The organism is Streptomyces sp. NPDC127098, assembly GCF_042722465.1.
Taxonomy (GTDB): Bacteria; Actinomycetota; Actinomycetes; order Streptomycetales; family Streptomycetaceae; genus Streptomyces; species Streptomyces millisiae.
Genome location: NZ_JBHXFJ010000011.1, coordinates 23,250 through 41,914 on the forward strand (window position 1 = coordinate 23,250; position 18,665 = coordinate 41,914).

Genomic DNA, 18,665 nt, shown 5'->3' on the forward strand with positions numbered 1-18,665 from the left:
GCGACGCGGTGAGTCTGGTGTAAGAACGACCCTGAAATCGATCTTCCTCCTTCTCATCCCCGTTGGTGTTGGGCCTCGTTCGCCATGAAACTGCTTCGGACAATCAACGCCGCGCTCGGCTCGGCGACCGGCTTCCAGGTGCGTCGCGCCGGCCCTCGGATCGTCGCCCGCCCGGCGGTCACCCAGCGCCCGACCGGCACCCGGGGCGCGATCGAGCCGCGGCCGCCGGCCGATCCGGCCATCGACCGGCTGCTGCGCCGGCCCGTCTTCGTCATCGCGCCGGTGCGCTCGGGTTCCACCCTGCTGCGGTTGACCCTCAACGCGCACTCCCGGCTGCACGCGCCGCACGAACTGCACTTCCGCCGCCTCGAGGTGGCGCACGCCACCCGGCTGGCCGACCGCTCGCTCAGCCTGCTCGGGCTGGACCGCACCGAGCTCGAACACCTGCTGTGGGACCGGGTGTTGCACCGGGAGCTGGTGCGCTCCGGCAAGCAGACGCTGGTCGAGAAGACCCCGGGCAACGCCTTCGTGTTCCGGCGGATCGCCGCCTGCTGGCCGGACGCGAGGTTCCTGTTCCTGCTGCGTCACCCGGCCGCCGTCGCCCGGTCCTGGCACGAGGCGGACCCGGTCAAGCGCAACCCCGAGCACGCCGCGCACGACGCGCTGCGCTATCTGAACGCGGTGGAACGCGCCCGCCAGGCGCTGCCAGGACACACCGTGCGCTACGAGGAGTTGACGGCCGAGCCCGAGACCACGCTGCGCGCCGTCTGCGACTTCCTGGAGGTCGACTTCGAGCCGGGGATGCTGGAGTACGGGCAGGCACCCGGCGGGACGGCCGGCCTGGAGAAGGGGCTCGGCGACTGGCGGGAGAAGGTCAGGTCGGGCCGGGTCCAGCCGGGCCGCGAACTGCCGCCGCCGGAGGCGGTGCCGACGGTGCTGCGGGAGATCTGCGAAACCTGGGGATACGCGGAGGCGGAGACGGCTGCCGGCCAGCTGGTCCCCAGCGGGCGGTCGTCGTGAGCGGCCACGCGGAACTGGCCCAGGTGTGGCCGCGGGACGGCGCGTTGCGGCTGGTCGGCCGGCTGCACGAGCACGAACCCGAGCCGGCGACGGCCGGCGCCTGGACGCTGCGGCTGACGCTGCGCGGCGCGGCGGGCGAGCGCGCGCTGTGTTATCCGGCGCCGCTCGACGGGGTGGCCTTCGACGCCTCGCTGCCGGTGGCCGACCTGGTGCCCGAGGGCCCGTTCGAACCGCCGGCGCTGTGGGACGTGTGGCTGGTGCCCCCTGACGACAGCGGTGCCGGGCTACGGGTGGGGCGGCTGCTGGACGACATCAGGGGCAAGAAGAAGATCATGGTCTTCCCCGGCCAACAGGTCACCAGGGGCGACCTGACGATGCTGGTGCGGCCGTACTACACGATCAAGGAAAATCTCTCCGTCGAGGTGCTACCCGGGCGATGAAGATCCGCTATCTGCTGCTGCACGCCTATGGGATGGGCGGCACCATCCGGACGGTGTTCACCCAGGCCGGGGCGCTGGCCGCGGCGGGCCACGACGTTCGGGTGGTCAGCGTGCTGCGGCGCGCCGACCGGCCGTACTTCCCGCTGGATCCCCGGGTGCGGCTGTTCGCCCTCTGCGACCTGCGACCGGGACACGAGGGCCCGGGAAGCGAGCCCCGCGGGTGGCTCGGCCGGCTCGCGGCGCGCCGGGCCGGGCTGCCGCCCCGCCACGTGCCGCGCGGCGAGGGCAGCCACTCGGCGCTCACCCGGCGGATCGAGCGCCAGATCATCCGCTACCTCGGCGAGTTGCGGGACGGGGTGCTGGTGACCACCAGGCCCTCGCTGAACCTGCTGGCGGCCCGCTTCGCCACCCGGGGGGTGCTGCGGGTGGCCCAGGAGCACATGAACCTGGCGGTGCACCAACCGGACGTGCAGGCGGCGATCTCCCGGTGGTACGGGCGGTTCGACGCGATCGCGGTGCTGACGCAGCGGGATCGCCGCGACTACCTCCGGATCGCGCCCGGTGCTCGGGTGGAGTGCATTCCCAACGCCGTCCACTCGCTGAAGCAGAAGCCGTCGACGTGTGCCAGCCGGATCGCCGTGGCGGCCGGCCGGCTGCGCCCGCAGAAGGGCTTCGACCTGCTGATCAAGGCGTTCTCCCAGGTGGTCGACGAGTTCCCCGACTGGCAGCTGCGGATCTACGGCACCGGGGACCGCAGGCAGCAGCTGCGCAGGATGATCGACGAACGCCACCTCTACAACCACGTCCTCCTGATGGGCCGCACCGACCAGATGGACGAGGAGCTCGCCAAGGCCTCGATGTACGTGCTGAGTTCGCGGGCCGAGGGCCTGCCGATGGTGATGATCGAGGCGATGACGCACGCGCTGCCGGTGGTCAGCTTCGACTGCCCGACGGGCCCGGCGGACGTGATCACGGACGGCAAGGAGGGGCTGCTGGTCCCGCCGGAGGACGTGGCAGGGCTGGCCGGGGCGATGCGCACGCTGATGGCCGACGAGGGCCTGCGGGCGCAGATGGGCGACGCGGCGCTGACCACCGTGCAGGCGTACTCCCCGGAGGCGATCCGGGACAGGTGGACCGCGCTCTTCGAGTCCCTGTCGACCTCCCGGGCGCCGGCCGGCTGACGGTCGGCCGCGCCCGCGCTCGCGTCGCCCACCGTCAGACCTGGAGGTAGGCCAGCACGGCGAGCACCCGGCGGTGGTCGTCCGGAGCCGGCGGGAGGTCCAACTTGGCCAGGATGCTGGCGATGTGCTTCGCGACCGCCGCCTCGGTCACCACCAGACGTCGGGCGATCGCCGCGTTGGACCGGCCCTCGGCCATCAACGCCAGCACCTCGTGCTCGCGTGGGGTCAGGCGGCTCAACGGGTCCCGGCGCCGGGCCAGCAGCTGACGCACCACCTCGGGATCCACCACCGTCGCCCCGGCCGCGACCCGGTCGAGGGCGTCGGCGAACTCCTCGACGTCGCCGATCCGCTCCTTGAGGAGATATCCCATCCCCGCGCCGCCCCGGCGGTCCTGGAGCAGCTCGTCGGCGAAGGTCTGCTCGACGTACTGGCTGAGCACCAGGACCGCGAGTTCCGGCTGCTCCGCCTGGAGGCTGCGGGCGGCGCGGAGGCCCTCGTCACGGTAGTCGGGCGGCATGCGGACGTCGGCGACGACGAGGTCGGGCTTCTGCCGCCGGGCGGCGGCGAGCAGTGAGGTGCCGTCGCCCACGGCGCCCAGCACCTCGTGGCCGAAGCGGCGCAACAGGTGCACCATGCCCTCGCGCAGCAGCACGGCGTCCTCGGCGATCAGGATGCGGAGGGCTGGTGGCACGGGATCTCCGCTCTGATCAGGGTGGGCCCGCCGGGCGGGCTGGAGAGGAACATTCTGCCGTCGGCCGCCGCGACCCGGTCGGCCAGGCCGATCAGGCCGCTGCCCCGCGCGGTGTCGGCACCGCCCACGCCGTCGTCCTCGATCTCCAGGCGCAGCACGCCCTCGGTGCTGCGGGCCGCGATGCGGCACCGGCCGGCGCCGCTGTGTTTGGCGATGTTGGTCAGCGCCTCGGTGACCACGAAGTAGGCCGTCGCCTCGACGCCTGGCGGCAGTCGGTCGGGGAGGTCGAGGTCCGTGTCGACCGGGACCGGGGAGCGCCCGGCTATGTCCCGGACGGCGGCCGGGATTCCGCGTTCGGTGAGCACCTGGGGGTGCACTCCCCTGATCAGCTCGCGCAGCTCGGCGAGCGCCTCCTTGGCGAGCGTGTGGGCCTCGCCGACCTCCTTGGCCGCGACGCCGCCCGGCGGCAGGTCGAGCGCGGCGATGCCCAGTTTCAGGTGGAGTGCCACCAGGCGCTGCTGGGCTCCGTCGTGCAGGTCCCGCTCGATGCGCCGGCGCTCCGTCTCGAAGGCGTCGACGAGCCGCGCCCGGGAGCGGATCACCTCGCGCAGCTCACGGTCCTTCGGGGCGAGCACGGCGCGGGCCAGGGCGCCGCGAGCCCCGGCCCAGGCGCCGATGGGATAGGCGGCCACGGGCAGCAGGACCGCTCCGGCGACCGGTCCCGCGATGGACTGCCAGGGCGCGGCGGTGGGCTGGAACGGGGCGCAGAGCAGGAAGCCGGGGATGCCGATCGAGACGAGGACGACGGCGAGGTCCGCCCAGCCCACGGCCACGATCGAGACGGCGCCGTAGCCCACGGTCCGCCAGCCGTCGAGCGGGCGCAGCGGCTCGCGGTCTATCAGCGTGAGGCGCCACCTCTCGAACGGCCCCGCCATCAGCACGGCGAAGGCCAGGATGTGGACGGCGGCGAACACCCCGGCCACCCGGCCGAAGGGGGCGGTCAGCACGCCGAGCACCGCGAGGCCGAGCGTGGTACTGAAGAACCCGCCGGTCAGGAGGTACGTCAGCGCCCGCAGGGGCCAGCCGCTACGGAGATACCCCAGAGGCCGGTAGCTGAGGGCCTCCAGGACGTTACGGGGAAACACGCGACCGACCGTACCGAGTGGACGGCGGCCGGTCGGTAGTGCCAGGTGGAGTATTCGTTCTCGCCCAGGCACCAATGTGCCGGTGGGTCACCGTGTCGTTGCCTTGAGCCATGAACGTTACTCAGACCGCCCTCGCTCCCCCTCCCGTCCGGCTCCGCGCCGTACACAAGCGCCACGGCGTGGGGGAGCATGCCGTCGCCGCCCTGGACGGTGTCACCGTCGACTTCTCCCCCGGCACGATGACGGCCGTGATGGGCCCCTCGGGCTCCGGCAAGTCCACCCTGCTCCACTGCGCGGCCGGCATCGACCGCCCGTCCGCCGGCGAGGTGTGGATCGACGGCACCGAGCTCGGCGGCCTCGACGAGGACGCCCTCACCCTGCTGCGTCGGGAGCGGGTGGGCTTCGTCTTCCAGGCTTTCAACCTGGTGTCGGCCCTGACCGCCGAGCAGAACGTCGAGCTGCCCCTGCGGCTCGCCGGCCGACGCCCGGCGGCCGGTGTGGCGCGCGAGGCCCTGGCACGGGTCGGCCTCGCGGACCGGTCGGGACACCGGCCGAGCGAGCTGTCCGGGGGGCAGCAACAACGCGTCGCGATCGCCAGGGCCCTGATGGCGCGCCCCGCGGTGCTCTTCGCCGACGAGCCGACCGGGGCGTTGGACAGCGCCGCCTCACGCCTGGTACTCGGGCTGCTGCGGCAGTTGGTCGACGCCGAAGGGCAGACGGTGGTCATGGTGACCCATGACCCCGCGGCGGCCGCGTTCGCCGACCGCGTCCTGCTGCTGGCGGACGGCCGGCTGGCGGACGAGCTGCCCGGCGGCGCGGGGGCCGAGGCGATAGCCGCGAGGACGGCGGCGCTGGAGGTGCGGTCGTGATCGGGTGGGCCATGGTCAGGGAGCGTTGGTCCTCGTTCCTCGGTTCCTTCGTCGCGGTCGCGGTGGGCGTCGCCGTGCTGACGATGAGCTCGTTGATCCTGCTCTCGGGCGGCACGGGCGTGCCCGAGCGGCTCGCCGGTGCCCCGGTGCTGGTCGCGAGCCCGGAGGGGGCGCGGGTCAGCGGGGTGTTCGCGCAGCCACCGCCCTGGGCGCCCGAGCGGGCGGAGCGGCTTCGGGAGGCGCTGGCCGCGCTCCCGGGGGTCGAGTCTGCGGTGCCGGTGCGCGACTTCTACGCGCAGGCGGTCGGCACCGAGCAGCGCGCCGGCGAGCGGCAGGGCCGAGGCTGGTCCACCGCGGCGCTGGCCTCCTACGGACTGACGGCCGGCGGCCCGCCGGTCGCCAGCGACGACATCGTCGTGGACCGGGCGCTCGGCATTCCGCCGGGTGAGCGGGTGGCGATCCTCACGGCGGAGGGTCCGGTGGACTTCGCGGTCGCGGGGACGATGGCCGGCCCCGGCTACTACGTCACCGACGAGCGGGCCGGTGAACTGGCGGGCGGCGTCCGCGTCATCGGTCTCACCCTCGCGCCCGACGCCGATCCGGCGCGGGTGGCCGGGGCGGCGCGGGAGGTCGTCGGCTCCGAGGGCCGGGTGCTGTCCGGTGCGGCCCGGGACGCGCTCGCCCCGCAGCAGGACGAGATGACGCGGTGGATCGGCGCCCAGGTGGTCACCGCCATGACGGTGCTCTCCGCCTTCGTCACCGTCTTCGTCGTGTCGTCGGCCTTCGCCTTCACGGTCGCCAGGCGCCGCCGCGAGTTCGGCCTGCTGCGGGCCGTCGGCGCGACGCCGCGGCAGTTGCGCCGGGTGCTGTACGTGGAGGCGCTGGCGGTGGGCGGGCTCGCGGCGGGCGTCGGGACGCTGCTCGGGGTGCCGCTCGCGCCCGTGATGGCCGGGCTGCTGGTCGACGGCGGCCTGCAACCGGTGGGCTTCACCGTGCGGTTCACCTGGTGGGTGCCGGCGGCGGCCTTCGCCCTCGGACTCCTGGTGGCCCTGGCCGGGGTGTGGGTCGCGTCCCGGCGGGCGGCGCGGGTGGCTCCGTTGGACGCGATGCGGGAGGCGGTGGTCGACAGCCGGCCGATGACGCGCGGGCGGTGGCTGGCCGGGCTCGGGCTGACCGGCGCCGGCCTGGCCTGTGCCGTGGGCACGGCCGCCGCCGGGCCTGACGCCATGGTCCTGTTGGGGCTCGGCGCCGCGATGGGTCTGACCGCCGGGCTCACCGTCCTCGGCCCGGCCCTCACCCGGCCCGTCGTCAGCGCCCTGGCCCGGCCGCTCGCGTCACGTCCCGGGGCGACGGCCATGCTGGTGCGCGAGAGCATGCGCACCGCGGTGCGCCGTACCTCGGCGACGATCGCGCCGGTGCTGGCCACGGTGGCGTTCGCCGTGCTGATCACCAGCACGGTGGAGACCACCGCCGGCGCGGACGCCGCGAGCCAGGCCGCGGCCGTGCGGGCGGAGGCCGCCATCGTCCCGCGGGGCACGCCCGGCCTCTCGGCCGCGGCCGCCGACGGTGTCGAGGGCACCGCGGTGTTGTCGACCACCGTCTACGCGGGGGCCGACGGGTCCGCCTTGCAGGCGGCCGGCGTCTTCCCGGGGTTCGAGGCGGTCCACGCCGCGCCCGCGCCGGCCGAGGGCACCGTCGTGGTGAGCGCGGCGGTGGCCGCCGCGCATGGCTGGTCGGAGGGTGCGAACGCCGACCTCGTCTTCGAGGACGGCCGGGTGGAGCGTCCCCGGGTGGCGGCGGTGGTCGGCGACGACCTGCCCTACCAGCTGCTGTTGCCGGCCGAGGCGGTTCGGGAGCGTGACCCCTCAGCACTGGCCGACGTCGTCTTCCGCACCGGTGGTTCTCCGGCCCGTCCTCCGGCGGAGCTGGGGGCGGAGGAGGTCTCGGTCCTGGAACAGGCGCGGGCCGGCGACGCGGAGGAGGATCGTCTGATACGTCTCTTCACGCTGATCCTGGTGGCCATGACGGCCGGGTACACGGCGATCGCCGTCGGCTCCACCCTGCTGGCGGCCACCTCGGACCGGGTGCGTGACTTCCGGGTGCTGCGGCTGTCCGGCGCCTCCCGCCGTCAGGTCCAGCTGGCCGTCGCCGGGGAGACCTGCTGTGTCGTGGCGATCGGCGCCGCGCTGGGCCTGGCCGCGGCCGCTCCGGCCCTGCTGGGCATGAGCCGGGGGCTGCGGGAGAACCTGGGCGTTCCGGTGGAACCGGTGGTGGCGTGGTCCTGGGTGGTGGGCGCGGTGGTCGGGTGCCTGCTGCTCGGCCTGGCCGCCAGCGTGCTGCCCGCCCACCGCGCCCTGCGCCGGGAGGCGGCGCCCGGTCCGGCTCAGGAGACGATGTCCTTGGTGCGGAAGCCGCGGAAGGCCAGGGCGAACAGCACCAGGGCGTAACTCGTGGAAATGGCCGCGCCGCGGATCATGCCGCCCCATTCCAGCTGTGGCTGGAAGACGTCGGCCCAGGCGAACTGCCAGTGGGCGGGCAGGAAGTCCCGCCAGTCGCCGAGCGCGGTGATGGCGTCGAGGATGTTGCCGACGATGGTGAGCCCGAGGGCGCCGCCCACCGCGCCGAGCGGCGCGTCGGTGGCGGTGGACAGCCAGAACGCCAGGCCGGCGGTGACGAGTTGGGACACCAGCACGTAGCCGACGGCGATGGCGAGCCGGCGCACCGACTCGCCGGCCGGCAGGGTGCCGCCCGTGGGCAGTTCGAGCGGGCCCCAGCCGTAGGCGGCGGTGCCCACGCCGAGCGCCACCAGCGGCAGCAGGGCCATGGCGGCGGCGCTGAACAGCAGCGCCACGCCCAGCTTGCTGAGCAGCAGCCTGGTGCGCGGCACGGGGGCGGCCAGCAGATAGCGCAGCGAGGACCAGCCGGCCTCGGCGGCCACGGTGTCGCCGAAGAACAGCGCGACGGGCACCACGAGGAGGAAGCCGGCGGAGAGGAAAAGGCAGGTGGCGGCGAAGTTGACGCCGGAGACGGTGGCGGTGTCGAGCAGGGTGAGTTCACCCCCGCCGCCGCCCGGCTGGCCGCCGACCTCGAAGGCCACGGCCACCACGGCCGGCAGCAGGGCGAGCAGCGCGCCGAGCACGAGGGTGCGGCGGCGGCGCAGTTGGCGGACGGCCTCGACGCGCAGCGGCAGGGTGCGGCGCGCGGCGTAGCCGGGCGCCGCGTCGAGGGCCGTGGTGCCGGCGGCGGCCGTGGTGGCGGTGGTGCTCGCGGTGGTGTCGGGCGCGGCCATCAGGCGCCTCCGATCAGGGTGAGAAAGGCGTCCTCGAGACGGCGGTGCGGGCCGACGGAGTGCACGGGGATCTCCAACCGCACGAGCTCGGCGAGGAGTTCGGAGGCGGTCAGGCCGTCGAGCCGGACGAGCAGCCCGGCCTCGGCGCGGCCCACGGAGGCGACGCCGGGCAGCGCGGCGATCCGCTCCAGCACGGCGTCGGTGGCCTCGATGTCGATGCCGACCAGCAGGGTGTCGCCGGATCCGGTGATCTCGCCGACCGGCCCCGAGCGCACCAGGCGGCCGCCGTCCATCACCACCAGGTGGGTGCAGGTCTGTTCGACCTCGGCCAGCAGGTGGCTGGAGACGATCACGGTGCGGCCCTCGGCCGCGTACCCCGTCATCACGTCGCGCATGGCGCGGATCTGGGGCGGGTCGAGGCCGTTGGTCGGCTCGTCGAGGATCAGCAACTCCGGCAGGCCGAGCATGGCCTGGGCGATGGCGAGCCGCTGCCGCATGCCCTGCGAGTAGGTGCGCACGGCGCGGTCGACGGCCGGGCCGAGGCCGGCGATCTCCAGCGCCTCCGCCAGGTGGGCGTCGGCGGCGGGCCGGCCGGTGGCGGCCCAGTAGAGCTCCAGGTTGGCGCGGCCGCTGAGGTGCGGCAGGAAGCCGGCGCCCTCGACGAAGGCGCCGACCCGGGAGAGCACCGGGGCTCCGGGGGTGACCAGGTGGCCGAAGAGCCTGATCTCGCCCGCGTCCGGGCGGATCAGGCCCATCAGCATGCGCAGCGTGGTGGTCTTGCCGGCGCCGTTGGGGCCGAGCAGGCCCAGCACCTGGCCGCGCCTGACCTGGAAGGAGAGGTCGCGGACGGCGTACCGGTCGCCCGCTCCCGCGTAGCGCTTGGTGAGGCCCTCGATCCGCAGCGGTACGTCGGCGAGCCGGGGGTCGGGCGCGGGGTCGGCCGGGCCTGCCGCGGCGGCCGGGGTGCGGCGCCGGCCGGTGAGCAGCAGGGTGGTGGCGACGAGGACGGCGGCGAGCGGCAGGCCCCAGGTCCACCAGGGCAGCGGCGACGCGCCGCCGGCGAGGTCGGGGGCGGTGGGGAGGGTGAGCCCGGGGTCGGCGAGCGAGACGGTGTGGGTGGCGGGCTCGTCCGGCGAGGCGTAGCCGATGTCGGTGCTGGAGAGGACGAGGCGCAGCCGGTGGCCGGCCTCGAAGGGGTAGTCGATGGTGGGGAGGCGGACGTCGACGACGCGTCCCTCGCCGATGTCGTCGACGCGGAGCGGGGCGACCAGCTGGGCGGGCAGGCTCTGGCTGCCGCCGTCCGGCGCGACGTCGTAGAGCTTGGCGAACAGCACGGCGCTGTCGGCGTCCGAGTCGAGCTGGATCCGGACGGTGGGGGCGCCGGTGACGCGCACCGTCTCGGTCAGCGGCGCGGAGTCGAACGCGGCGTACTGGCCGGGGAAGTCCAAGGCGAGTCCGAGACCGAGGGTGGAGATCCGGGCGAGGGCGCCGAGCCCCGGCACGGCGGAGACCCCGGGCGGGGAGCCGCCGGGCGGGTTGACGAAGGTCTGCTCGCCGCCCTCGAGGTCGATGGTGGTGGGCTCGCCCGCGAGCCCCGGATAGGTGTCCCCGGAGGCGCCGCGCAGCAGCGTGGAGCCGTTGGTGGAGTCGAAGCCGCTGATCCGGGTGACGCGGAAGCCGGGTCCTGTGTCGGCGGCCGGGTCCTCGCGCAGGTAGCGGTCGAACCAGTCGAGGGTGCGGGCCTCGGTCCTGCCGGCCTCGGAGATGCCGCCGTCGTGGCCGGCCCAGACCCAGTCGACGCTGACGGGTGCGCCGTTGGCCTCGATGGCGCCGGCCATGGCGTCGGCGTGGTCGAGGGGGAAGAGCGAGTCGTGCTGGCCCTGAGTGATGAGGGTCGGCACGTCGATGCGGTCGGCGACGGCGGCGGGGCTGCGGGCCTGCAGGAGATGGCGGGCGGCCTCGTCGGGCTCGCCGGCGACGGCCACCCGCTCGTAGAGCTCGCACAGTTCGGGCAGGAACCGGCCGCAGCCCGGGTCGTCGCCGGGCGAGCCGGTGGCCTCGGTGGATCCGGTGGTGAACAGGATGCCGGTCCACAGTCGCTTGAAGACGCCGTCGGGGAAGAGCGCCTGGCCGAGGTCCCAGTAGGTGACGCGGGGGGCGATGGCGTCCACCCGGTCGTCGTGTCCCGCGGCGAGGAGCGCGACGGCGCCGCCGTAGGAGGAGCCGGCGATGCCGACCCTGGGGTCGCCGTCGCCGTCGAGCCGGATGTCGGGGCGCTCGGCGAGCCAGTCGATCAGCCGGGAGACGTCGGCGATCTCGCGGTCCGGATCGTTGAGGCCGATGCGGCCGGTGGAGCCCCCGAAGCCGCGGGCCGACCAGGTCAGCACGGCGTAGCCGGCACGGGCCAGCCGCTCGGCCTCCGGCCTGACGTCGTCCTTGCTGCCGCCGAAGCCGTGCGCGAGGAGCACGGCGGGGCGCGGCTCGGCGGCGTCGGCCGTGGTGAAGAACGAGGTGTCGATCCGCACGGTCTGACGGCTGCCAGGCTCCTCCGGCATCTCGAAGACCCGGTCGTCCCGCACCACCTCAGGGCCCTCGTCGCCGGCCGCCACCCAGGTGCCGGCGCCGGCGAGCACGGCCAGGGCGGCCAGGGCCCCGGCCAACCGGCGGCCCCGCAGGGGCCATCGCGTTCTCATGTGCCGGGGTTCCCCCTTCGAGGTGACGGACAGCACCTCAACGCTAACCGAGGCGGCGGCCGGCCCGTCCGGGTGGGCCGGCCGCCGATGGTGTGGGTGGGCTCAGCGCACGGACGCGCTGGGCACCCGCAGCTCGGCGAGCCAACGGTGGACGGACTCGGCGGTGGTGTCCGCGTGCTCCGCCATCATCGTGCAGTGGTCGCCCGGCACCTCGGCGTTCTCCGTCTCCTGCGGCCAGACCGTGCGCCAGTCGGTCAGGTCGGTGGTGCGCATGTCCGGGGCCTCGGGCACGCAGTGCTCGGGGCGCACCAGCAGCGTCCTGGCCCGCAGCGGCCCCGGGCGCCAGTCGTGGAACATCGCGCCATACCAGCCGCAGGCCGTGACCGTGGTGAAGTCGAGGGCAGCGAACTCTCGCCTCCGCTCGACGAGTTCGTAGCCGAGTGCGGCCCGGAACCGGGGCGTCATCTGGTCGCGGATGTAGCTGTCGAGCAGGACCACGCCGGCGGGCGGCGCGCCCTCGCTCTCCAGCCGTTCCGCGACCGCGTGGGCGACCGGCCCGGCCGAGGAGTAGCCGAGCAGGGCGAACGGCCGGTCGACATCGGATCGCAGCTCCTCGACGAGGGCACCGACCAGGACGTCCCGGGTGGCCGCGAGCGGCTCGCCCTGCCGGAAGCCGGGGATGGCGAGGATCGACAGGCCGGCCCGGCCACGCAACTGCTCGGCGAGGCGGACGAACTGGGCGTGCCCGTCGACCGGCGCCAGCGGTGGCAGGGCGATGAGTTCCGGCACCTCGTCACCCGAGGAAAGCCGGGTCAGGGCGGGCGCCCCGTACACGGCGCGGGACGGCGCCTCGAAGCGGTCCCGAACGCCGGCGGCACTGGCGATCAGCGTCTCCGCCTGCTCGTCCCGGCCGTCGAGGACGAGCCGTCGATAGAGCTCGCCCGGGCCGGGGCCCTGACCTGCGTCGCCGCCGGTCGCCGCGTCGGGGTGCGGCGGGGCCGCGGTCGGGGTGTCGGCCAGTTCCTCGGCCAGGCTCCGGGCGAGCGCTTCCGGGGTGGGATACCGGAAGGCGAGGGCCGCCGGCAGGCGCAGCCGCAGCGCGCCGCTGAGTCGGTTGCGGAGCTCGATGGAGGTGAGCGAGTCGAAGCCCATGGTCTGGAAGGACTGGTCGGGCTGGATGGCCGCGGGTCCCGGGTGGCCGAGGACGGTGGCGGTCTCGGCACGCACGATGTCCAGCAGGATGGCGTGCCGCTCGGCTTCGGGGGCCGCGGCGAGCCGGGCGTCCAGAGCCGACACGGCCGGCAGGTCGCGCGGTGCCCCGGTGGTGGCCACCCGGCCGGCCAGTCCTTCGAGCATGGCCGGCAGGGTGCCGCCGGCGGCGGAGTCCCGCAGCGCCTCGCCGTCGATCCTGGCCGGCACCAGCTGCGCGTCGGCCCGGTCGAGTGCCTCGTCGAGCAGGGCGAGCGCGCGGTCGGTAGGCAGTGGCCCCACGCCAAGCCGGCGGGCGCGGGCCAGGTCGGCCGCGTCGAGCGATCCCGTCATGCCGCTCGGCTTGGCCCACAGGCCCCAGGCCAGGGAGGTGGCGGGGAGGCCGGCGGACGCGCGGCGCGCGGCCAGGGCGTCGAGCGCGGCGTTGGCCGCCGCGTAGTTGGACTGCCCCGGGCTGCCCAGCACCCCGGCGACGGAGGAGAACAGCACGAACGCCGACAGGTCGAACCGCCTGGTGAGCTCGTCCAGATGGGCGGCGCCACCGACCTTGGGTGCCAGGACGGCGGTCAGGCGGTCCGGTGTCATGGCCTCGATGACGCCGTCGTCGAGCACGCCCGCCGTGTGCACGACGGCGGTCAGCGGGTGTTCCGCGGGAATCAGGTCGAGCAGTGCGGCGACCTGGGCGCGGTCGGCGGTGTCGCAGGCCGCGATGGTGACCCGGGCTCCCCTCGCGGCCAGTTCGTCGCGGAGTGCGCGCGCCCGCGGCGCGTGCTCGCCCTGCCGGCTGGCCAGCAGCAGGTGCCGCACGCCGTGCCTGGCGACCAGGTGGGTGGCGATCTCGCCGGCCAGGGTGCCGGAGCCGCCGGTGACCAGGACGGTGCCCTCCGGATCGAGGGGCCGGGGGACGGTGAGGACCAGCTTGCCGGTGTGCAGGCCCTCGCGCATCTGGCGGAACGCCTCGGGGGCGCGCCGGATGTCCCAGGCGGTGAGCGGCAGGGGACGCAGCACGCCGCGGGCGAAGAGGTCCCGCAGTTCGGCGAGGAGCCGCCCGAGGTGGTCGGGGCCGTGGTCGGTGACGAGGAACGCGTCGTAGCCGACGCCGGGGTGGGCGGCGGCGACCTCCCGGGGGTCGCGGACGTCGGTCACGCCCATCTCGACGAACCGGCCGCCGGGGGCCAGCAGCCTCAGCGAGGCGTCGACGAAGTCGCCGGTGAGCGCGTTCAGCACCACGTCGACGCCGTGCCCGTCGGTGGCCTGTCGGAAGGCCGGTTCGAAGTCGAGCGACCTGGACGAGGCGATGTCGTTCGCGGCGATGCCGACCGAGCGCAGCAGGGGCCACTTCTCGGGGCTGGCCGTGGCGAGGACCCGTGCCCCCAGGTGCCGGGCGATCTGGGTGGCCGCCATGCCCACGCCACCGGCGGCCGCGTGCACCAGGACGGTCTGGCCGGGCCGCAGGTCGGCGAGAACCCGGAGCGCGTGGTAGGCGGTGAGGAAGGCCATGGGCACGGTCGCGGCCTGGGCGAGGGTCCAGTCCTCGGGTACGGGAAGGACGAGCCGTCGGTCGGCGACCACCTGGGGGCCGAGAGCGGATGGCCAGAGGCCCATCACCCGGTCGCCGGGGGCGATCCCGGTGACGCCTGGGCCGACCTCGGTGACCACGCCCGCGCCCTCGGCGCCCAGCGGGCTCGCGGTGGGCAGCTGCCCGAGGGCGTTGAGGACGTCGCGGAAGTTGAGTCCGGCCGCCCGCACGGCGACCCGGATCTGCCCGCCGGTGAGCGGCGCCTCGGCCGCCGGGTGGGGCACCGGCCGGATGGTCGTCAGGCTGCCGGTGTGGCCGGGTTCGAGACGCCAGGCCGCCACGGCGGGTGGGGTGAGCCGCTGCCCGGTGGCGCGGGTCAGGCGCGGCGCGTGGCATCGGCCGGCGCGGACGACGAGTTGGGGCCGGTCGTCGTCCAACGCGTGCCGCAGCGCGTCGGCCGAGGCGGGGGTGCCGTCCCAGTCGACGAGCCGGAGGCGGTCCGGGTGTTCCGTCTGGGCCGCCCGGACGAGGCCCCAGATCGCCGCGCCGGCGGGATCGACCGGTTCCGGCGCGTCCGTGGCGACGGCGTTCCTGGTGAGCACCACGAGGCGGGAGGAGGCCTGCCGGTCGTCCGCGAGCCAGCGCTGGATCTCGAGCAGGGCCTCGCGCACTCCGGTCGCCGGGCCGGCCGCCGGGTCGAGGTCCGGCCGTTCCGGGGCGCACCAGACCACGGTGTCGGGACACGTGGCGGCCCCCGGCCCGGTGACGGCGGCGAGCGCGGCCAGGTCGGGATAGTGGGGGGCGAGGTCGGTGAGGGGTTGGGGGAGGTGGCCGACCAGGGCGAGCCGGCGCCCCGGCGTCGGGCGGGCGTCCCGCGCGGGCAGAGGCTGCCACGCCACCCGGTACAGCGCGTCGCCCGGCTCGTCCATCGCCGCGTCGAGCCTGGCGGTGGTGACGGCCCGCATCACGAGGGAGTCGATGCCGCCGACGTGGGTGCCCCGGTCGTCGGCCAGGGTGACGGAGTGGCCCTCGCCCGAGGACGCGGGGCCGATCCTGACCCGGAGCGTGGTGGTCTCCGGCGGGGAGAGCCGCACTCCGTTCCAGGCGAACGGCAGCCTGGTCTCGCCGACCATGTCGAGGCCGAGCGGATGGAGCGTGCTGTCGAGCAGGACGGGGTGCATCAGGTAGCCGCCGGCCCGCTCGCGTAGTTCCTCGGCGAGTCGGACCTCGGCGAAGGTCTCGTCTCCGCGTCGCCATACCGCGACGAGCCCGCGGAAGGACGGCCCGAAGGAGAAGCCGGAGTCGGCAGCGTGCTCATAGAGGTCCGGACCGTCGAGCGGGACGGCGCCGGCCGGTGGCCACTGGGTCAGGGTGGCCGGCTCCGGCGCGGGCGCTGAGGCGACGACCGTGCCGGTGGCGTGCCGCACCCAGCGCGCGTCGGGGGCCGCGTCCGCCGGTCGCGACTCGAGGAGCAGCGCCCGGCGGCCGGTCGGTCCCGGCTGGTCCAGGGTGATCCGCACGACGGCGGTGGCCCGGGCCGGCAGCAGCAGCGGGCTCTCCAGATCCAGCTCCTCGACCACGGGGCAGCCGGCCTCGCGGCCGGCCTGGAGGGCGAGTTCCACGAAGACGACGCCGGGGACCACCACTCGGCCGAGCACGACGTGGTCGGCGAGCCAGGGCGCGGCGGCGGTGGAGAGCCGCGCGGTCAGTTCGAGGCGGCCGGTGACCGGGTCGCGGACCACACCGTCGATCAGGGGATGCGGGACGGTGGCACGGGCGCCGACGACGGGTGTCGGGGTCGGCCAGTAGCGGCTACGGGTGAAGGCGTAGGTGGGCAGGTCGAGGTGGTGGCGTGTCCCGCCGGTGTCGAAGGCGCGGGTCCAGTCGACCTCGAGACCGTGCAGGAAGGCGGCGGTCAGGGCGTCGTCGAGGTGGGCGCGCGCCGTGCCCCCGCGGCGTTGGACGGCGAGGGCGAGGGCGTCGGGCCCCGTGCCGAGGCTCTCCAGGACGGCGGGCGTCAGGACGGCGTCGGGTCCGATCTCCACGAACGCCGTGACGCCTTCGGCGCGCAGCGTCTCGACGCCGGCGCCGAACCTGACGGTTTGGCGTATCTGGTCGAGCCAGTACTGGGGGGTGGTGAGCCGGCCGGGTTCGGCGACGCGGCCGGTGAGGTTGGTGACCAGCGGGATCTCGGGTTCGGCGAAGGTGAGGTCGCGGAGCACCTCGGCGAACTCGTCGAGCATCGGCTCCATCAGTGGCGAGTGGAAGGCGTGCGAGACCGGTAGCCGGCTGGTGGACGTGCCGCGGTCGGCGAAGGCCAGGACGACGCGCGTCACCGTCTCCTCGTGGCCCGAGATCACCACGGACGAGGGCCCGTTGACGGCGGCGATCACCGCCGGGCGGGCGGGGGTCGCGTGGGCGGCGAGTTCCGCGGCGACCTCCTTCTCGGTGGCGGCGACCGCCGCCATCGCGCCGCCGGCCGGGAGGTCCTGCATCAGCCGAGCGCGGGCGGCGACCAGCCGGGCCGCGTCGGGCAGGGACAGCACGCCGGCGAGGTGGGCCGCGGTGATCTCACCGAGCGAGTGGCCGAGCAGGAAGTCGGGAGCGGTCGGCACCCAGGAGCGCCAGAGCCGGTAGAGGGCGGTCTCGTAGGCGAAGAGGGCCGGCTGCGCCAAGCCGGTGCCGCTCAGCGCACCGCTGCCCGGCGCTCCGTCGGCGCCGAGGACGACGTCCCGAAGGGGCGTCGGCAGCAGTCCCTCGAAGGCGGCGCACGCCTCATCGAAGGCCTCGGCGAACACGGGGAAGGCGGCGTGCAGTTCGCGTCCCATGCCGGGGCGCTGGGCGCCCTGGCCGGTGAGGAGCAGCGCGGTCCTGCCGGGCTCCGGCGCGGCGACGCCGACCGTGAGAGCGGCGTCCGCCGTGCCGGCGGCGAGCGCGGCAAGGGCGGAGCGCGCCTCGGCGGCCGTCCGGCCGCGGAGCACGGCACGGTGTTCGAACGGGGTCCTGGTGGCGGCCAACGCGTGGCCGACCTCGGCGGGTTCCGGTCGGGGTTCGCGGTCGAGGCGGTCGAGCAGCCGGCGGGCCTGGCCGCGCAGCGCCCGCGGGTCGCGGGCCGACAGCACCCAGGGCATGGGGGCGCCGGGGGCGGCGGTCACGCGGCCGGTGGGCGCCGGCTCCTCGTCGACGGGCGCCTCCTCGACGATCACGTGGGCGTTGGTGCCGCTGATACCGAAGGCGGAGACGGCGGCGCGCCGGGGCCTGCCGGTCTCCGGCCAGGCCCGTCCCTCGGTGGCCAGCCGGATGGCGCCGGAGTCCCAGTCGACGAGGGGGGTCGGCCGGTCGACGTGCAGCGTCGGCGGCACGTGGCCGTGCCGGATCGCCTGCACCATCTTGATCAGCCCGGCCACTCCGGCCGCCGCCTGGGTGTGGCCGATGTTCGACTTCAGGGCGCCGAGGAGCGCCGGCCGGTCGGCCGGCCGGTCGCGGCCGTAGGTGGCGAGGAGGGCCTGCGCCTCGATGGGGTCACCGAGCCGGGTGCCCGTGCCATGCGCCTCCAGCACGTCCACGTCGGCCGCGGTGAGCCCGGCCGCGTCCAGCGCCTGGCGGATGACGCGCTGTTGGGAGGGGCCGCTGGGGGCGGTCAGTCCGTTGGACGCACCGTCCTGGTTGACGGCGCTGCCTCGGACGACGGCGAGGATCCGTCGTCCGTCGCGGCGCGCGTCGGAGAGCCGTTGCAGGAGGACGAGGCCGACGCCCTCGCTGAAGCCGGGTCCGTCGGCGGCGGCGGCGAAGGCCCGGCAGCGGCCGTCCCTGGCGAGGGCGCCCTGCCGGGAGAAGGACGTGAACTCGGCCGGCTGCGTCATCACGGTGGTGCCGCCGGCCAGCGCCAGCTCGCACTCCCCGGAACGCAGGGCCTGCACGGCGAGGTGCACGGCGACCAGCGACGCCGAGCAGGCGGTGTCGACGGTGACGGCCGGCCCCTCGAGGCCGAGGTGGTAGGCGACGCGCCCGGACAGCACGGACAGGGTGCCGCCGGTCACGCCGAATCCGGCGGCCTCGCGGGCCCGGTACCAGCCGGACTCCCAGTCGGCGGCGCGCACTCCCACGTAGACGCCGGTCCTGCTGCCGCGCAGGTCGGCCGGGATGACGGCGGCGTGTTCCAGGGTCTCCCAGGCGGTCTCCAGCACCAGGCGCTGCTGCGGGTCCATGACCGCGGCCTCGCGCGGGGAGATGCCGAAGAACTCGGCGTCGAAGGTGGTGGCGCCGTCGAGGAAGCCGCCCTCGAAGGGGGTGGGGCGGCCGTCGGCCGCCGCGTCGGGCCCGTAGACCGCGGACCGGTCCCAGCCGCGGTCGGTGGGGAACTCACCGATCGCGTCGACGCCGCCGGCCACCAGGTCCCACAGCTCGTCGGGGTTCTCGACGCCGCCCGGCAGGTGACATCCCATGCCGACGATCGCGATGGGCTCCGTCAGCCGTGACTCGACCTGGGCCAGCCGCTGCCTGGCCACCCGCAGGTCGGACATCGTCTTCTTGAGGAAGTAACGGAGCTTCTCCTCGTTCTCCGGGTCGCTCACCGGCCCGTGTGCCGAGCTTGGCATGACAACAAACA

Annotated in this window: 10 protein-coding genes; 5 read left to right on the forward strand and 5 right to left on the reverse strand. The window is 75.1% G+C overall.

Going from position 1 to position 18,665, the window contains the following annotated elements:
- The first annotated feature begins 84 nt into the window (after nt 1-84).
- The 3 genes from ACFWI8_RS09980 to ACFWI8_RS09990 are packed head-to-tail and all read left to right on the forward strand — an operon-like array spanning nt 85 to nt 2,641.
- Nucleotides 85-1,020, forward strand: a complete 936-nt coding sequence (locus ACFWI8_RS09980; RefSeq protein WP_387087965.1) for a sulfotransferase family protein — start codon at nt 85-87, stop codon at nt 1,018-1,020.
- Nucleotides 1,017-1,460, forward strand: a complete 444-nt coding sequence (locus ACFWI8_RS09985; protein WP_387087968.1) for a hypothetical protein — start codon at nt 1,017-1,019, stop codon at nt 1,458-1,460. Before ACFWI8_RS09980 ends, ACFWI8_RS09985 begins: the two co-directional genes overlap by 4 nt.
- Nucleotides 1,457-2,641, forward strand: a complete 1,185-nt coding sequence (locus tag ACFWI8_RS09990) for a glycosyltransferase family 4 protein (RefSeq protein ID WP_387087970.1) — start codon at nt 1,457-1,459, stop codon at nt 2,639-2,641. Before ACFWI8_RS09985 ends, ACFWI8_RS09990 begins: the two co-directional genes overlap by 4 nt.
- Nucleotides 2,642-2,675: 34 nt before the next feature.
- Here ACFWI8_RS09990 and ACFWI8_RS09995 read toward each other — a convergent pair whose 3' ends face one another.
- Nucleotides 2,676-3,332 carry a response regulator gene (locus tag ACFWI8_RS09995; protein WP_387087973.1) on the reverse strand — a complete coding sequence of 219 codons (657 nt, stop codon included), beginning with the start codon at nt 3,330-3,332 and terminating at the stop codon, nt 2,676-2,678.
- A complete protein-coding gene (locus tag ACFWI8_RS10000) occupies nt 3,308-4,477 on the reverse strand; it encodes a sensor histidine kinase (protein WP_387087976.1) in 1,170 nt (389 codons plus the stop codon). Before ACFWI8_RS10000 ends, ACFWI8_RS09995 begins: the two co-directional genes overlap by 25 nt.
- Before the next feature lie 110 nt (nt 4,478-4,587).
- Here ACFWI8_RS10000 and ACFWI8_RS10005 point away from each other — a divergent pair, with 110 nt between their 5' ends.
- Nucleotides 4,588-5,346, forward strand: a complete 759-nt coding sequence (locus ACFWI8_RS10005; RefSeq protein ID WP_387087979.1) for an ABC transporter ATP-binding protein — start codon at nt 4,588-4,590, stop codon at nt 5,344-5,346.
- Complete coding sequence (locus ACFWI8_RS10010) at nt 5,343-7,793, forward strand: FtsX-like permease family protein (protein ID WP_387087982.1); 2,451 nt, start codon at nt 5,343-5,345, stop codon at nt 7,791-7,793. Before ACFWI8_RS10005 ends, ACFWI8_RS10010 begins: the two co-directional genes overlap by 4 nt.
- On the opposite strand, the gene ACFWI8_RS10015 is transcribed toward ACFWI8_RS10010, so the two are convergent.
- From ACFWI8_RS10015 to ACFWI8_RS10025, 3 genes are all read right to left on the reverse strand, one after another.
- Nucleotides 7,730-8,635, reverse strand: a complete 906-nt coding sequence (locus tag ACFWI8_RS10015; RefSeq protein WP_387087985.1) for an ABC transporter permease — start codon at nt 8,633-8,635, stop codon at nt 7,730-7,732. The genes ACFWI8_RS10010 and ACFWI8_RS10015 overlap by 64 nt on opposite strands.
- Nucleotides 8,635-11,328 (reverse strand): alpha/beta fold hydrolase, encoded by a 2,694-nt coding sequence (locus ACFWI8_RS10020; RefSeq protein WP_387087988.1) that lies wholly within the window; start codon nt 11,326-11,328, stop codon nt 8,635-8,637. Before ACFWI8_RS10020 ends, ACFWI8_RS10015 begins: the two co-directional genes overlap by 1 nt.
- A 102-nt stretch (nt 11,329-11,430) precedes the next feature.
- The gene (locus tag ACFWI8_RS10025) at nt 11,431-18,654 is read right to left on the reverse strand and encodes an SDR family NAD(P)-dependent oxidoreductase (protein WP_387087991.1); all 7,224 of its coding nucleotides are present in this window, start codon (nt 18,652-18,654) and stop codon (nt 11,431-11,433) included.
- Nucleotides 18,655-18,665 lie beyond the last annotated feature (11 nt).